We start from the raw sequence: 13,842 nt of genomic DNA on the forward strand, positions 1-13,842 counted from the left end.
GTAAAATGATATTTTGCGGTGTTTCATTAACCCATAGGTTATGAAATGCCGCGCCGAACGGAGTCCGTTGTCAGGCGTTATGCCGCGCCGCCTCGCGGATCGTCTGCAGCAGGATGGAAAAGGCCGGCGAGGGGGCAGTGTCGGTGCGCATGGTCAGGCCGACCGGTCCCTTGGTCTCCTCGGTGTCGACTGGCAAGGCGACGAAGGCGCCGCTGGCGATCTCGTTGGCGACGACGCCGGCCGAGATGATCCACACCGCGTTGCTCTGGCGCATGAAGGAACGGCCGAAGGAATCCGAGACGGTCTCGATTTCGGTGGCCGGCGCGGTCATGCCATTGGTGATGAACAGGCGGTCGACGAAGGGGCGGATGACGGACTCCCGCGTCGGCATCAGCACGGGGAATTCGTCGAGGCGGGCGAAGATATCGGCCCCCGGTTCCGACAGCGGATGTCCGGCCCGCACCACGAACAACACTTGTTCGGAATAGAGATGCTCGAAGAAGAAGCCGGTCATGTGCTCCGGCGCCGCCAGGCGGCCGACGACGAGATCGAGCGCGCCGACGCGCAGCTGTTCCAGCAGCACCGCGTTCTCGCCGGTGACGATCTTGAGGGCGGCGCCCGTGTTCTCCTCGAGGAACAGGCTCATGGCGAGCGGCATCACCCGCGCCGACACCGTCGGCAAGGCACCAATGCGGATCGGATGGCGGTTGATAGCGCCGTCCTGGCGGACGGAATCGACACCGCGCTTCAGTGCCGTGATCGCCGTGCCGGCATGGCCGAGGAAGATCTCGCCGAGCCGCGTGACGCGGATGCCGCGGCCGTCGCGTTCGACGACGGCGATGCCGAGCGCCTCTTCCAGCTCGCGCAACGTCTTGGTCACGGCCGGCGCGCTGACATGCAGGAACTCGGCCGCCCTTGCCACGCTGCCTTGCCGCGCCACTTCGAGAAACGCCTGCAGGTGTCGGAAGCGGATGCGGCTTTCGGCCATGGTTCGATAACCTCGGAGTTAATGAAACGCCGCAAAATATCATTTTACCGAACCAAATACCTAGTGCAAGCTAACATCGGAGGATCGAAATCGTGCCATTCGTCAGCATTGGCGGCGTTACGCTGCACCACCGCTACAGGCCGGGGACTGGCAATGCGTGCCCGATCATATTCATGAATTCGCTGGGGACCGACTTCCGGATCTGGGACGAAATTGTCTCGCTGCTCGGCGATGAAATGCCGACGCTCGTCTATGACAAGCGCGGGCACGGACTGTCAGACATCGGCGGCGTCAGCTCGATCGACGATCATGTCGATGACCTCTGCGGCCTCGTCGATCACTTCGGCCTTGCCAAGATCGTGCTGTGCGGCCTGTCGGTCGGCGGCCTGATCGCGCAGGGCTTCCATGCGCGGCGCCCCGAAAGCGTCGAGGCCCTCATCCTGAGCGACACGGCGCACAAGATCGGCACGGCCGACAGCTGGAACACACGCATCGCGACGGTCGAAAGCAAAGGCATCCAGGAGATCGCCGACGCCGTGCTCAAGCTGTGGTTCACCCCTGCCTTCCACGCGGAGCGTTCCGCCGATCTCGACGGCTGCTGGAACATGCTGACCAGGCAGCCGCTCGCCGGCTATATCGGCACCTGCGCTGCCGTTCGCGATGCTGACTTCACCGAGGCCGCGCGCGGCATCGCGGTGCCGACGCTTTGCGTCGTCGGCGACCAGGACGGCTCGACGCCGCCCGACCTCGTGCGCTCGCTTGCCGATCTCATCCCTGGCGCGCGCTTCGAGATGATCCCCAATGCCGGCCACATTGCCTGCGTCGAGCAGCCCGGGCCGTTTACCAGGCTGATCCGCGATTTCGTCGCATCGCTTCCCAGCGGAAAGCAAATCCATGGATGACATTTCCAAGAACACAACCCGATACCGGACCGGACTTGAGGTCCGGCGATCCGTGCTCGGCGATTCCCATGTCGACCGGGCCGAGGATGCGGCCACCGATTTCGACCGGCCGTTTCAGCACCTGATCAACGAGGCCGCGTGGGGAACGGTGTGGGCGCGGCCGGGCTGGTCGAAACGCGAGCGCTCGATCGTGACGCTGGCGCTGCTTGCGGCACTCGGCCATGACGAGGAGGTGGCCATGCATGTGCGCGCCACCGCCAACACCGGCGCATCGCGCGACGATATCTGCGAGGCTTTCCTGCATGTCGCGATCTATGCCGGCGTACCGGCCGCAAACCGCGCCTTCAGGATCGCCAAGGAGGTGTTCGCGCAGATGGACGAGAATGCCCATGCCTGAGCCGGGCTCCAACCGGGCGCCGGAGACCGGCGCCTTCTTCCAGCGCGATCGCCTTTGGCATCCGCCGGCGCTGACGCCCGCCTATAAGAGCTCGGTGCTGCGCTCGCCGCAAAAGGCACTGCTTTCCTTCGACAACACGCTGTCGGAACTCACCGGCCCGGTGTTCGGGCACGCCATGCTCGGCGAATTCGACAACGACCTGATCCACAATTTCGCCCAGCCAGGCGAGAGCGCCATCGGCGAGCGCATCATCGTGCATGGGCGGGTGCTCGACGAACGGGGCAAGGGCGTGCCGGGCGTGCTGCTCGAATTCTGGCAGGCGAATGCCGGCGGCCGCTACCGCCACAAGAAGGACGGCTATCTGGCGCCGCTCGATCCGAATTTTGGCGGCTGCGGCCGCACCATCACAGGCGATGACGGCGGCTACGCCTTTCGCACTGTCAGGCCGGGACCCTATCCGTGGCCGAACGGTCCGAACGACTGGCGCCCTGCCCATATCCATTTTTCGGTGTTCGGCCAGGGTTTCGCGCAGCGGCTGATCACCCAGATGTATTTCGAAGGCGATCCGCTGATCTGGCGCTGCCCGATCGTCGGCGGAATTTCCGACAAGGCAGCCATCGAAGCGCTGATTGCCACCCTCGACATGCAGTCGACGATCCCGATGGACGCGCTCGCCTACAAGTTCGATATCGTGCTGCGCGGACGTCGCTCGACGCTGTTCGAGAACAGGCCGGAGGGCAATTGATGGCGCAATCGCTCGACCGGCTGAAGGAGAGCCCTTCGCAGACCGCGGGACCCTACGTTCATATCGGGCTGACGCCGAATTTCTGCGGCATCGGCGGCGTCTATGAGAGCGACCTTGGCTCGAGCATGGTCAACGGTGAGACCAGGGGCGAGCGCATCGAGCTGCGCATCCGCGTTTTCGACGGTGCCGGCGCGCCGCTCAAGGACGCGCTGATCGAGATCTGGCAGGCCGATGCCAGCGGATTCTACAATTCGCCGGCCGAATTGCGCGGCGCGGCCGATCCGAACTTTTTGGGCTGGGGCCGGCAGCCGACCGACATGGAAACGGGCGCCTGCCTGTTCCAAACGATCAAGCCAGGCCGCGTGCCGTTCCGCGACGGGCGGCTGATGGCGCCGCACATCACGCTGTGGATCGTGGCGCGCGGCATCAATATCGGCCTCCACACCCGGCTCTATTTCTCGGACGAGGAAAAGGCCAATGGCGAGGACCCGATCCTTGCCCGCATCGAGCATCGCTTGCGCGTGCCGACGCTGATCGCCGAGCGCCAGGGCGACACCTACGTCTTCGATGTCCACCTTCAGGGCGACAAGGAGACGGTCTTCTTCGACAGCTGACCGGCCTGAACATGACCGTATCGCCCTTCGATCATCCGCTGCTTTCGGCTCTCCTTGGCGACGAGGAGGCGGCAAGGCATTTTTCCGTGGAAGCCGACATCGACGCGATGCTGGCTTTCGAGCGCGCCCTGGCCGAGGCCGAGGCCGAGTGCTGCGTCATTTCCAACAACGCCGCAACGGCAATCGGCTCGGCGCTGGCCTTGTTCCGGCCCGACACGGCCAGGCTCAGGGCCGGCGTTGCCAGGGACGGGGTCCTGGTGCCGGAGCTGGTACGCCAGATCAAGGCCGCCGTCGGCGAACCGCACAATGCGTTCGTTCATTTCGGCGCGACCAGCCAGGACGTCATCGATAGCTCGCTGGTGCTGCGGCTGAGCGGGGCGGTCGACCATATCGGCCTGCTGCTCAGCGAAAACATCGTGCGGCTTGCGGGCCTAGAACAGGATTTCGGGGGCAGGGCGCAGATGGCGATGACGCGCATGCAGCCGGCAATCCCGATCACGGTTGGAGGTCGGATCGCCTCATGGCGGGCGCCGCTCGAGCGCCACCAACTCAGGTTGAACGAACAGTGCGCGCGTATGCTCGTCGTCCAGTTCGGCGGCGCGGCCGGCACGCTCGATAGACTCGGCGACAAGGCTGCGCCCGTGCGGGCGGCCCTTGCCGCAAAACTCGGCCTTGGCGATGCGGCGCAATGGCATAGCCAGCGCGACGCGCTGCCCGATTTCGCCGGCTGGCTGTCGCTGGTGACCGGCAGTCTCGGCAAGTTCGGCCAGGACATCGCGCTGATGGCGCAAGGCGGCATGGACATCAAGCTGTCCGCGGGCGGCGGCTCGTCGGCGATGCCGCACAAGCAGAACCCGGTGAAGGCGGAGGCGCTGGTGGCCCTTGCCCGCTTCAACGCCACCCAGCTTGCCGGCATGCACCAGGCGCTGGTGCACGAGCAGGAGCGCTCTGGCGCCGCCTGGACACTGGAATGGCTGATCCTGCCACAGATGGTGGTGGCGACAGCGGGAGCACTCCGGCTCGCCGCGGAGCTTGCCGGACAGATCGAAAGCCTCGGACACTGATGCGTACACAGGTTGTTATCATCGGCTCGGGCCCATCCGGCCTGCTGCTCGGCCAGTTGCTCGCCACCATCGGTGTCGAGACCGTCATTCTCGAACGGTCGAGCCGGGAGCATGTGCTCGGCCGCGTGCGCGCCGGCGTGTTGGAGCAAGGCACGGTCGACCTGCTCGGCGAGGCCGGCGCCGCGGACAGGCTGCACGCCGAAGGCCTGCCGCATGCCGGCATCTCGCTCGCCTTCGACGGTCGCCTGCACCGCATCGATCTCACGGCGCTCACCGGCGGCAAGCATGTCACCGTCTACGGCCAGACCGAGGTGACGCATGATCTGATGGACAAGCGCGAGGCGGCGGGGCTGGTCACCGTCTACGAAGCCGCCAATGTCGCGCTTCACGATTTCGATGGCACGGCGCCTTTCGTCACCTATGACAAGGACGGTGTCGGCCACCGCATCGACTGCGACTTCATCGCCGGCTGCGACGGCTATCACGGCGTCAGCCGCCGCTCGGTGCCGGAGGGCGCACTGAAGACCTTCGAGCGGACCTATCCGTTCGGCTGGCTGGGCGTGCTGGCGGAGGTGTCGCCGGCCGACCACGAGCTGGTCTACGCCAATCACGAGCGAGGCTTTGCGCTGTGCTCGATGCGCTCGCCGCACCGCAGCCGCTACTATGTACAGTGCCCGGCGGACGAGCGCGTCGAAGCCTGGTCCGACGACCGTTTCTGGGACGAGTTGCGCCGGCGCTTGCCGCCGAAGACGGCCGCCGCCGTCACCACCGGGCCGTCCTTCGAAAAGTCGATCGCGCCGCTGCGCTCCTTCGTCGCCGAGCCGATGCGCTTCGGAAAGCTGTTCCTGGTCGGCGACGCGGCCCATATCGTGCCGCCGACCGGCGCCAAGGGCCTCAACCTTGCCGCCAGCGACGTGCGCTATCTCTTTGCCGGGCTTCGCGAATTCTATCGCGAGAGGTCGCAGGCAGGGCTCGACGCCTATTCAGCCAAGGCGCTGGCGCGGGTCTGGAAAGCGGTGCGCTTCTCGTGGTGGATGACGACGATCCTGCACCGTTTTCCCGAGACGGGTGAATTCGGCCAGCGCATCCAGGAAGCCGAGCTCGACTATCTCGTGCATTCCAAAGCGGCGTCTACCGCTCTGGCGGAGAATTACGTCGGCCTGCCATATTGATCGGCAAGGCCCGTCAAACCCGCTCCAGCGCGATCGCAATACCCTGGCCGACGCCGATGCACATGGTGGCGAGCGCATAGCGGCCGCCGCGCTCGCGAAGCTCCAGCGCCGCCGTGCCGGTAATGCGGGCGCCCGACATGCCGAGCGGATGGCCGAGCGCGATCGCGCCGCCATTCGGGTTGACGTGCGCGGCGTCCTCGGCGATGCCAAGCTGGCGCAGCACCGCGATGCCCTGCGAGGCGAAGGCCTCGTTGAGCTCGACGACGTCGAACCGCTCGGGCGTCAGGCCGAGGCGGGCGCAGAGTTTCTTCGTCGCCGGCGCCGGGCCGATGCCCATAATGCGCGGCGCGACGCCGGCGGCAGCACCGCCAAGGATGCGGGCGATCGGCGTCAGGGCGTGTTTCTTCGCGGCTGCTTCCGAAGCGATGACGAGGGCGGCCGCGCCGTCATTGACGCCGGAGGCGTTGCCGGCGGTCACCGTGCCGCCCTGGCGGAACGGCGTCGGCAGTTTGGCCAGCGCCTCGATGGTGGTGCCGGCGCGTGGATGCTCGTCCTTGCCGACCACGATTGCATCGCCCTTCCTTTGCGGGATCGTCACCGGCGTGATCTCCTTCGCCAGCCGGCCATTGGCTTGCGCCGTCACCGCCTTGTCCTGGCTGCGCACGGCAAAGGCATCCTGGTCGGCGCGCGAAACGGCAAAGTCCGCGGCGACGTTTTCGCCCGTTTCCGGCATGGAATCGACGCCATACTGTTTCTTCATCAGCGGGTTGATGAAGCGCCAGCCGATGGTGGTGTCGTGGATCTCGGCGTTGCGCGAGAAGGCGGTGTCAGCCTTGGGCATGACGAAGGGCGCGCGGCTCATCGACTCGACGCCACCGGCGATCATCAGCTCGGCCTCGCCGGCCTTGATGGCGCGCGCCGCGATGGTGACGGCATCCATGCCCGAGCCGCAGAGGCGGTTGACGGTGGAGCCCGGAATGTCCTGGGGCATGCCTGCGAGCAGCAGCGCCATGCGGGCGACGTTGCGGTTGTCCTCGCCGGCCTGGTTGGCGCAGCCATAGACGATGTCGTCGACGGCAGCCCAATCGACACCCGTGTTGCGCTCGACCAAAGCCTTCAAGGGTATGGCGCCGAGATCATCGGCGCGCACCGAGGAGAGCGCGCCGCCAAAGCGGCCGATCGGCGTGCGGATGTAATCGCAGATGAAGGCGTCGGTCATCTATGCAGCTTTCCCCTTGGCGGTCCCCTCATGCGCCGCCTTGGTGCGGGCCTGAAGATCGCGCAATGTCGTCAGCTCGAGTTTCGTCGGCGCCGGCGTCTCGTCAAGAGCCTCGGCAAATCTTACCACCCAGCCACAGGTCGCCTGCACCTGTTCGCGGGTCACGCCTGGATGCAGCGACACGACGGTGAATTCCTTGGTGACCGGATCCGGCTTCCAGATCGCAAGGTCGGTGATCAAAAGCGTCGGGCCGGCCGTGTCGATGCCGAGCCGCTTGCGGTGATCGCCGCCCTCGCCATGGCCGAAGGAGGTGAAGAAGTCGATCTTTTCGACCATGCCGCGTTTCGATTGCGCCATGGTGATGTAGACCTCTTTTGAAGAGGTGGCGATCTCCGGCGCGCCGCCGCCACCGGGAAGGCGCGTTTTCGGGTGCGCGTAGTCGCCGATGACGGTTGTGTTGATGTTGCCGAACCTGTCGAGCTGGGCCGCGCCGAGGAAGCCGATGGAGATGCGGCCGCCCTGCAGCCAGTAGCGGAACATCTCCGGCACCGCGACGGTGGTGACTGCTGTCTCGCACAGTTCGCCGTCACCGATCGACAGCGGCAGCACGTCGGGCGCGGTGCCGATGGTGCCGCTCTCATAGATCAGCGTGATGTCCGGCGCATGGGTGAGCCGCGCGACGTTGCAGGCGGCTGATGGCGCGCCGATGCCGACGAAGCAGACGTCGTCGCTCTTCAGCGCGCGGCTGGCGGCGATCGTCATCATTTCGTTGGGCGTGAAGCCCAGATTTCCGGCGTCGCTCATGCGGTTTTCCTCAGATGTTCGACGCGGGCGGCGAAGTCGTCGGCGCTGCCCTCGATGACGTTCCTCTGCATCCATGCCTGGAAGCGGTCGCGGTCGGCGGCGATCTCGTCCCAGTCGAGATAGGCGGCGTTGTCGCGCGCATAGTAGCCGTGTGCGTAGGACGGATGCGAGCCGCCCGGCACGACCGAGATGGCCGATATCGTCCAGCTCGGCAGCACGGTGAGATTGGGGTGGAGATCGTCGAAATTGTCGACCACTTCCTCGACCGTCACCACGGCGCGCCTCGCTGCGAGCACGGCTTCCTTCTGGATGCCGATGATGCCTTCGACCAGCACATTGCCTTTGCGGTCGGCCTTCTGCGCATGGATGAAGCTGACGTCGGGCCGGATCGATGGAACGGCGGCGAGCACTTCGCCGCTGAAGGGGCAGGTGAGCGCCCTTATGTTCGGGTTGACCGAAGCGAGGCCGGCGCCGCGATAGCCGCGGAACACTGCGCAGGGCAGGCCGGCAGCACCCGCCTCATAGGCGTTGGCCATGCCGGCGTGGCTGTGCTCCTCGATCTCGATCGCGCGCGGAAAGCCATTCTCAATGGCGTCGCGGGCGCGCCGCAGCAGGCCGACGCCGGGATTGCCGACATAGGAGAAGATGATCTTTCTCGCCATGCCCATGCCGATCATCTGGTCGTAGATCAGGTCCGGCGTCATGCGGATCAAAGTGAGATCGCGGAAGCCCTGGCGGATGGCTTCGTGCGCGGCTGCGGTCGGGATCAGATGGGTGAAACCCTCGAATGCGGCCGTATCGCCGTCGTGCAGGTTCTCTGCGACAGCCTCCTTCAGCGGCAGGAACTTCACCATGCTTGGGCTCCGGCGTTGGCAAGAAAGTTCGCATTGCGAACATATGTTTTATATGAGATACTTTCTAATCTTGCCCTGACGGGGAGTCAATGCCATGGGCCCAGTCGTGGAAGACGAAGCCAGTTCGCGCGATCATGTCGGCTCGCTGGAGCGCGGCCTTGCGGTGATGGAGATCCTCGCCCGCTACCCGGCCGGCATGACGCTGACCGAGATGGCGGAGGAGGCGGGCCTGACCCGCGCCGGCGCCCGCCGCTTTCTGCTGACGCTGGTCGCCACCGGCTACGCGACGCAGTCGGGCCGGCTGTTTTCACTGTCGCCGCGCCTGCTCACCGTCGCGCGGACCTGGCTCGGCGGCGCCTCGTTGTGGACCTTCGCGGCGCCGATCATGCGCGAGGTGGCCGCGCAATTCGACGAGGCCTGCAACGCCGCGGTGCTGTCGGGCGAGGATGTCGTCTATGTCGCGCGCATCCCCGGCCGCCGCATCCTCAGCGTGGCGCTGGACGTCGGCACAAGGCTGCCCGCCTACTGCACATCGATGGGTCGCGTGCTGCTCTCCGGCCTGAGCGCCGGTGAGATGAAGACCTTCCTCGCCGATGCAAAGATCGAGCGGCGGACGCCGAAGACGATCGTCAGGCGGGACTTGCTGGCCAAGGCGGTTCAACAGGCCGAGACGGACGGCTTCGCCATTGTCGACGAGGAACTGGAGCTCGGCCTGCGTTCGATAGCCGTACCGATCAGCGAGCGTACCGGCCAGGTCGTCGCCGCCATCAACGTCTCGACGCAGTCGGCCCGCTTTTCGGTCGAGGCGATGGAGCGCGAGATCCTGCCTGGGCTGCGCAAGGCCAAGCAGCGGGTCGAGGAATTCTTCTTCGTCTGACTGGCGATCGTCGCCGCCAGTTGCCAATTGTCCGAGGTTGGCGCCGCCCCTCATCGCCCTGCCGGGCACTTCTCCCCGTATAGTGACGGGGAGAAGGGGCTGGCCACAACGACGGCCCTTTCTTGGCAACGCTGATGATTGGCGAAACCGGCAGGACAGCGCCCCTCTCCCCGTCACTATACGGGGAGAGGGGTCGGCAGGCAGGTGAGGGGCGGCGCGACGGTTGAAAATGGGAATGAGGCAGTCGCCTGAGGAGTTCGTTCCCTGCTCAAAGGCTTACCCGTTGACGCCGCCTTTCGAATGCACTATTGAACAGGACTATACAGGTTCACTGAACAGGTATCGATATGGCCCGTCGCGCGACGCAGATCACCCCCGGAACCGGCAAGCCCGAGCAGATCGCGACGGTTTTGGAGCACGAAATCCGCTCCGGGGTGCTCGGCTTCGGCGACCGCCTGCAGAGCGAGAACGAACTCGTCCAGCGCTTCTCCGTCAGCCGCAACACGGTCCGCAAAGGGCTCGAGGAATTGTCGAGCCGGGGCCTGATCACCACCAGGGTCGGCATCGGTTCCTTCGTCACCTTCGACGGCATGCCGGTCGACGATGCCGTCGGCTGGTCGCGCGCGCTTGCCAATGCCGGCGCCAATGCCGAGACGCGCACGCTGCGGCTCGAAGTCATCGAGGACGCGGACCTTGCCGCCAGGCTCGGCCTTGGCAATCCGGCCTTCATCGCCGTCGATCGCGTCCGCACCAATGCAAATGACGGCCATGCGATTTCGATCGAGCGCAGCCGCCTGCCGCTTTCGCCCGAGTTGGAAGACGTGCCGCTGCGCGGCCTGCGCGAAGGCTCGCTGCACCAGACGCTGCGCGGGGCAGGGCTGGTGCCCGACCATGGCGAGGAATGGGTCGACATCGAGATGCTGAGCGCGGCGGATGCCGCTATCCTCGATTGCGCGCCCGGCACGCCCTTCCTGCGCACCCGGCGCCTGACCCGCGCCGCCGACGGCCGCGCCATCGAATTCGTCACCAGCCTGCTCAACCCGGCGCATTTCGCCCTGCATCTGGAGTTTTGAGATGACGCCTGCGGCCGGGGCGATCGACCGCGCCATGGGCGCGCTGATCGGCGGCGCGCTTGGCGACGCGCTGGGCATGCCGACGCAGCTTCTGTCGCCGGCCCGGATCGCCGAACTTTACGGCCATGTCGAGGACTTCGTCGCGCCCGTCGACGATCATCCGGTGTCGAAGGGCCTTGCTGCCGGCACGATCACCGACGACACGGAACAGGCGCTGCTGCTTGGCCGCATTATGGTCGAGTCCGGCGACCGTTTCGACCACACGCGCTGGGTCAATGCGCTGCTCGACTGGGAGCGCGAGGTCAAGGCGCGCGGCAGCTACGACCTGCTCGGCCCGTCGACCAAGCGCGCCATCGACGCCATCAATGACGGCGTGCCGCCGGAGGAAGCCGGCAGCGCCGGCGATACCAATGGCGCGGCGATGCGCATCGCGCCGGTCGGCATCATGATGCCACCGGAGCCGCTCGACGCGCTGGTTGCGAAGGTCGCGGAAGCCTGCCGGGCGACGCACAACACCTCGATCGCCATAGCTTCGGCGGCCGCGGTCGCTGCGGCGGTCAGCAGCGGAGTCTCAGGCGCCGACTGGCGCGCGGCTTCCGAGCGCGCCGTGACCGCGGCGCGGCTGGGGGCAACGCACGGGAATTGGGTCACCGGCGGCGATATCGCAGCGCGGATCGCCTGGGCGCAGGATCTCGTGCGCGGCAAGACTGAGAAAGAAGCGATCAGGCTGATCGTCGATCTGGTCGGCACCGGCGTCGCCAGCCAAGAATCGGTTCCGGCGGCGTTCGCCGTGCTGGAGGTCGCCGATGGCGATCCCTGGCGGGCGGCCGTCATCAGCGCCAATCTCGGCGGCGACACCGACACGATCGGCGCCATCGCCGCCGGCATGGCAGGCGCCTCAGCCGGACTGTCGCGCCTGCCGCAGCACCGCATCGCCAAGTTGCACGGCATCGATCTCGCCGAGGTTCGCGCGCTGGCAGACGATCTCGTCGCGGCACGCAAGGCAAAGATCCGCTCCGGCAAGGAGGCTGCCGCATGAGCGGACGGCTGGTCCATGTCGGCAGCGCCGTGGTGGACTATGTCTACCGCATCGACGCCTTGCCGGCGCCAGGCACCGAGAAGACCGCGTCGAGCTACGCGCGGGTCGCCGGTGGCGGCTTCAACATGATGGTGGCGGCGAGCCGCACCGGCATGAGGGTGGTGTTCGGCGGTCAGCTCGGCACCGGGCCCGACGGCGATTTCCTGCGCACGGCCTTTGCCGCCGAAGGCATCACGACGTTGACGCTGCCATCGCCGTTGATGGACAGCGGCAATTGCGTCGCCATGATCAGCGGCGATGCCGAACGGACCTTCGTCTCCTGGCCGGGGGCTGAGAGCTGGCTCACGCTCGACATGATGAAGCCGGTCCAAATCCTTTCGGGCGATTGGGTTTTCACCTCTGGCTACACGCTGAGCTATCCAGGAAGCCGAGATACGCTCACCGACTGGATCGAGGCGCTGCCTGCGGAAGTCCCCTTCGTCTTCGATCCGACGCCGGTGATAGCCGAGATCCCGCGCCCGATCCTGGACCGGGTTTTGGCGCGCACGACCTGGCTGAGCTGCAACACCAACGAGGCGGCCGAGATCGCCGGTTCGGGCGACGCGCAGACCGTCGCCATCCGGCTGCTCGCCGACCATTGCCAGAGAGCGGCGGGCGTCGTCATCCGCGCCGGCGCGCAGGGCTGCCTCGTACGGCTTGCCGATGGCCGGACGCAGGCGGTGCCGGGCTTTGACGTGGAAGCCATCGATACCAACGGCGCCGGCGATGCCCATATCGGCGCCTTCGTCAGCGGCCTGTCGCGCGGAATGCCGCCTTACGAAGCAGCGCGCTACGCCAACGCGGCGGCTGCGCTTTCCGTCACTCGTCATGGCGGATCGTCGGCGCCGACCGACGCCGAAATCCAGGAATTCCTTGCCCGGCGCGTTCAAACGGCGAGCGCTCAGGACCGGGAACAAGAGGCCACAACTTAACAAGCCCGCAAACCGGGCAAACAATGAGAGGAAAGAAACATGCGCATGCCCAGACTGACCGCTTTTCTGACGGCGACAGCCGTCTTCGCTTCAGCATTCACGCTTGCCGCCAATGCCGGCGAAGTGCATGTGCTCAACTGGAAGGGTTACGGCGCCGACGAGCCATGGGCGATCGCAGCCTTCGAGAAGGCGACCGGCAACAAGGTGGTCAACGACTTCTTCAACTCCGAACAGGAGATGCTGACCAAGCTCAGGACCAATCCCGGCCTTTACGACGTCGTCATGATCAATGCCGCCTTCAACGATCAGGCAATGGCCGGCAAGCTGATCCAGCCGATCGACGTGTCGAAGCTTGCCAACTACGCCGACATCAGCAAGGACAAGGCCGGCTCACCGATGCTCAACCATGACGGCAAGGTCTATGGCGTGCCGTGGGTCTGGGGGCTGACCGCCTTAGCGATCAACGAGAAGTCGTTCCCCAAGCCACCGACAAGCATCGCCGAAATGTGGGATCCAGCGCATAAGGGCCGCGTCATCATCCGCGACGATGCCGTCGAGGCGGTGCAGTTCGGCGCCATTGCCAGTGGCCAGAACATCAACGACATCAAGGATATGGAAGCGGTCAAGGCGAAGCTCACCTCGCTGATGCCGCAGATCAAGACGTTCTGGAGCTCGGAGAACGACTGGAACCAGATGGTCGCCTCCAACCAGATCGACATCGGCACCTACTGGAGCGGCTCGGCCGACCGCGCCAAGACGCATTTCAAGCTGCCAGTTTCGCTGGTCATCCCGCAGGAAGGCGCCGTCGCCTGGCTCGACGCCTTCTCGATCCCGGCCGGCTCCAAGAATGTCGAGGGCGCCGAAGCCTTCATCAACTACATGATCGACCCGAAATTCTACGTCGAATGGGTCACCAAGGTCGGCGCGCCGGTGTCGGCAAACACCAAGGCGGTCGAGGCGCTGCCTGAGGATGCCTTCAACCGCAAGGTCATGGGCGATCCGGAGGTCGCCAAGCGCATCCAGTTCCAGGCGCCGGTCACCGACGAGCAGCGCGAGAAGTACCTGGCGCTCTGGCAGGAACTGAAGGTCAACGTGAAGTAGTCGGCGTCTTTCGGGGAGGAGA

At 65.9% G+C, this 13,842-nt stretch carries 15 protein-coding genes; 11 read left to right on the plus strand and 4 right to left on the minus strand.

Translation table 11 applies throughout. The features are described 5' to 3' along the window. Positions 1-70 precede the first annotated feature (70 nt). Positions 71-988, minus strand: coding sequence for a pca operon transcription factor PcaQ (pcaQ, locus tag EN786_RS08625; protein WP_127284634.1), 918 nt, complete (start codon positions 986-988; stop codon positions 71-73). Between the two features lie 92 nt (positions 989-1,080). On the opposite strand from pcaQ, the gene pcaD reads away from it, so the two are divergent. Genes pcaD through pobA form a run of 6 tightly spaced genes read left to right on the plus strand, consistent with a single transcriptional unit; the run spans position 1,081 to position 5,882 of the window. After that, positions 1,081-1,890 (plus strand): 3-oxoadipate enol-lactonase, encoded by an 810-nt coding sequence (gene pcaD, locus EN786_RS08630; RefSeq protein ID WP_135908165.1) that lies wholly within the window; start codon positions 1,081-1,083, stop codon positions 1,888-1,890. Further along, on the plus strand, positions 1,883-2,287 hold the full coding sequence (pcaC, locus tag EN786_RS08635) for a 4-carboxymuconolactone decarboxylase (RefSeq protein ID WP_127284636.1): 405 nt from the start codon (positions 1,883-1,885) through the stop codon (positions 2,285-2,287). Before pcaD ends, pcaC begins: the two co-directional genes overlap by 8 nt. Beyond that, positions 2,280-3,032, plus strand: coding sequence for a protocatechuate 3,4-dioxygenase subunit beta (gene pcaH, locus EN786_RS08640; RefSeq protein WP_135908168.1), 753 nt, complete (start codon positions 2,280-2,282; stop codon positions 3,030-3,032). The genes pcaC and pcaH overlap by 8 nt, the downstream gene beginning before the upstream one ends. Continuing rightward, complete coding sequence (gene pcaG / locus EN786_RS08645) at positions 3,032-3,646, plus strand: protocatechuate 3,4-dioxygenase subunit alpha (protein WP_127310488.1); 615 nt, start codon at positions 3,032-3,034, stop codon at positions 3,644-3,646. The genes pcaH and pcaG overlap by 1 nt, the downstream gene beginning before the upstream one ends. A gap of 11 nt (positions 3,647-3,657) precedes the next feature. Then, the gene (locus EN786_RS08650) at positions 3,658-4,710 is read left to right on the plus strand and encodes a 3-carboxy-cis,cis-muconate cycloisomerase (RefSeq protein WP_127310487.1); all 1,053 of its coding nucleotides are present in this window, start codon (positions 3,658-3,660) and stop codon (positions 4,708-4,710) included. Further along, positions 4,710-5,882, plus strand: a complete 1,173-nt coding sequence (pobA, locus tag EN786_RS08655) for a 4-hydroxybenzoate 3-monooxygenase (protein ID WP_127310486.1) — start codon at positions 4,710-4,712, stop codon at positions 5,880-5,882. The genes EN786_RS08650 and pobA overlap by 1 nt, the downstream gene beginning before the upstream one ends. A gap of 13 nt (positions 5,883-5,895) precedes the next feature. Here pobA and pcaF read toward each other — a convergent pair whose 3' ends face one another. Genes pcaF through EN786_RS08670 form a run of 3 tightly spaced genes read right to left on the minus strand, consistent with a single transcriptional unit; the run spans position 5,896 to position 8,759 of the window. After that, on the minus strand, positions 5,896-7,101 hold the full coding sequence (pcaF, locus tag EN786_RS08660) for a 3-oxoadipyl-CoA thiolase (protein ID WP_127310485.1): 1,206 nt from the start codon (positions 7,099-7,101) through the stop codon (positions 5,896-5,898). Further along, positions 7,102-7,905: a CoA-transferase subunit beta gene (locus tag EN786_RS08665; protein ID WP_135908184.1), complete on the minus strand. Its 804-nt coding sequence runs from the start codon at positions 7,903-7,905 to the stop codon at positions 7,102-7,104. Continuing rightward, on the minus strand, positions 7,902-8,759 hold the full coding sequence (locus EN786_RS08670) for a CoA transferase subunit A (protein ID WP_127310484.1): 858 nt from the start codon (positions 8,757-8,759) through the stop codon (positions 7,902-7,904). Before EN786_RS08670 ends, EN786_RS08665 begins: the two co-directional genes overlap by 4 nt. 106 nt (positions 8,760-8,865) lie before the next feature. Here EN786_RS08670 and EN786_RS08675 point away from each other — a divergent pair, with 106 nt between their 5' ends. From EN786_RS08675 to EN786_RS08700, 5 genes are all read left to right on the plus strand, one after another. Continuing rightward, on the plus strand, positions 8,866-9,636 hold the full coding sequence (locus EN786_RS08675; protein ID WP_135908302.1) for an IclR family transcriptional regulator C-terminal domain-containing protein: 771 nt from the start codon (positions 8,866-8,868) through the stop codon (positions 9,634-9,636). A gap of 347 nt (positions 9,637-9,983) precedes the next feature. Next, positions 9,984-10,709: a GntR family transcriptional regulator gene (locus tag EN786_RS08685; RefSeq protein ID WP_127310483.1), complete on the plus strand. Its 726-nt coding sequence runs from the start codon at positions 9,984-9,986 to the stop codon at positions 10,707-10,709. Between the two features lies 1 nt (position 10,710). After that, positions 10,711-11,748, plus strand: coding sequence for an ADP-ribosylglycohydrolase family protein (locus EN786_RS08690; protein ID WP_127310482.1), 1,038 nt, complete (start codon positions 10,711-10,713; stop codon positions 11,746-11,748). After that, positions 11,745-12,719, plus strand: a complete 975-nt coding sequence (locus EN786_RS08695; protein ID WP_127310481.1) for a PfkB family carbohydrate kinase — start codon at positions 11,745-11,747, stop codon at positions 12,717-12,719. The genes EN786_RS08690 and EN786_RS08695 overlap by 4 nt, the downstream gene beginning before the upstream one ends. Positions 12,720-12,758: 39 nt before the next feature. After that, on the plus strand, positions 12,759-13,820 hold the full coding sequence (locus EN786_RS08700; protein ID WP_127310480.1) for an ABC transporter substrate-binding protein: 1,062 nt from the start codon (positions 12,759-12,761) through the stop codon (positions 13,818-13,820). Positions 13,821-13,842: the final 22 nt, after the last annotated feature.

This window comes from Mesorhizobium sp. M4B.F.Ca.ET.143.01.1.1 (genome assembly GCF_004792275.1).
Taxonomy (GTDB): domain Bacteria; phylum Pseudomonadota; class Alphaproteobacteria; order Rhizobiales; family Rhizobiaceae; genus Mesorhizobium; species Mesorhizobium abyssinicae.

Excerpts from the sequence above, each read along its gene's own strand:
- EN786_RS08700 (WP_127310480.1), top strand. The coding sequence starts at position 12,759 with ATGCGCATGCCCAGACTGACCGCTTTTCTGACGGCGACAGCCGTCTTC.
- pcaQ (WP_127284634.1), bottom strand. The coding sequence starts at position 988 with ATGGCCGAAAGCCGCATCCGCTTCCGACACCTGCAGGCGTTTCTCGAA.
- EN786_RS08670 (WP_127310484.1), bottom strand. The coding sequence starts at position 8,759 with ATGGTGAAGTTCCTGCCGCTGAAGGAGGCTGTCGCAGAGAACCTGCAC.
- EN786_RS08665 (WP_135908184.1), bottom strand. The coding sequence starts at position 7,905 with ATGAGCGACGCCGGAAATCTGGGCTTCACGCCCAACGAAATGATGACG.
- EN786_RS08685 (WP_127310483.1), top strand. The coding sequence starts at position 9,984 with ATGGCCCGTCGCGCGACGCAGATCACCCCCGGAACCGGCAAGCCCGAG.
- pcaG (WP_127310488.1), top strand. The coding sequence starts at position 3,032 with ATGGCGCAATCGCTCGACCGGCTGAAGGAGAGCCCTTCGCAGACCGCG.
- EN786_RS08650 (WP_127310487.1), top strand. The coding sequence starts at position 3,658 with ATGACCGTATCGCCCTTCGATCATCCGCTGCTTTCGGCTCTCCTTGGC.
- pcaC (WP_127284636.1), top strand. The coding sequence starts at position 1,883 with ATGGATGACATTTCCAAGAACACAACCCGATACCGGACCGGACTTGAG.
- pcaF (WP_127310485.1), bottom strand. The coding sequence starts at position 7,101 with ATGACCGACGCCTTCATCTGCGATTACATCCGCACGCCGATCGGCCGC.
- pobA (WP_127310486.1), top strand. The coding sequence starts at position 4,710 with ATGCGTACACAGGTTGTTATCATCGGCTCGGGCCCATCCGGCCTGCTG.
- EN786_RS08690 (WP_127310482.1), top strand. The coding sequence starts at position 10,711 with ATGACGCCTGCGGCCGGGGCGATCGACCGCGCCATGGGCGCGCTGATC.
- EN786_RS08695 (WP_127310481.1), top strand. The coding sequence starts at position 11,745 with ATGAGCGGACGGCTGGTCCATGTCGGCAGCGCCGTGGTGGACTATGTC.
- pcaH (WP_135908168.1), top strand. The coding sequence starts at position 2,280 with ATGCCTGAGCCGGGCTCCAACCGGGCGCCGGAGACCGGCGCCTTCTTC.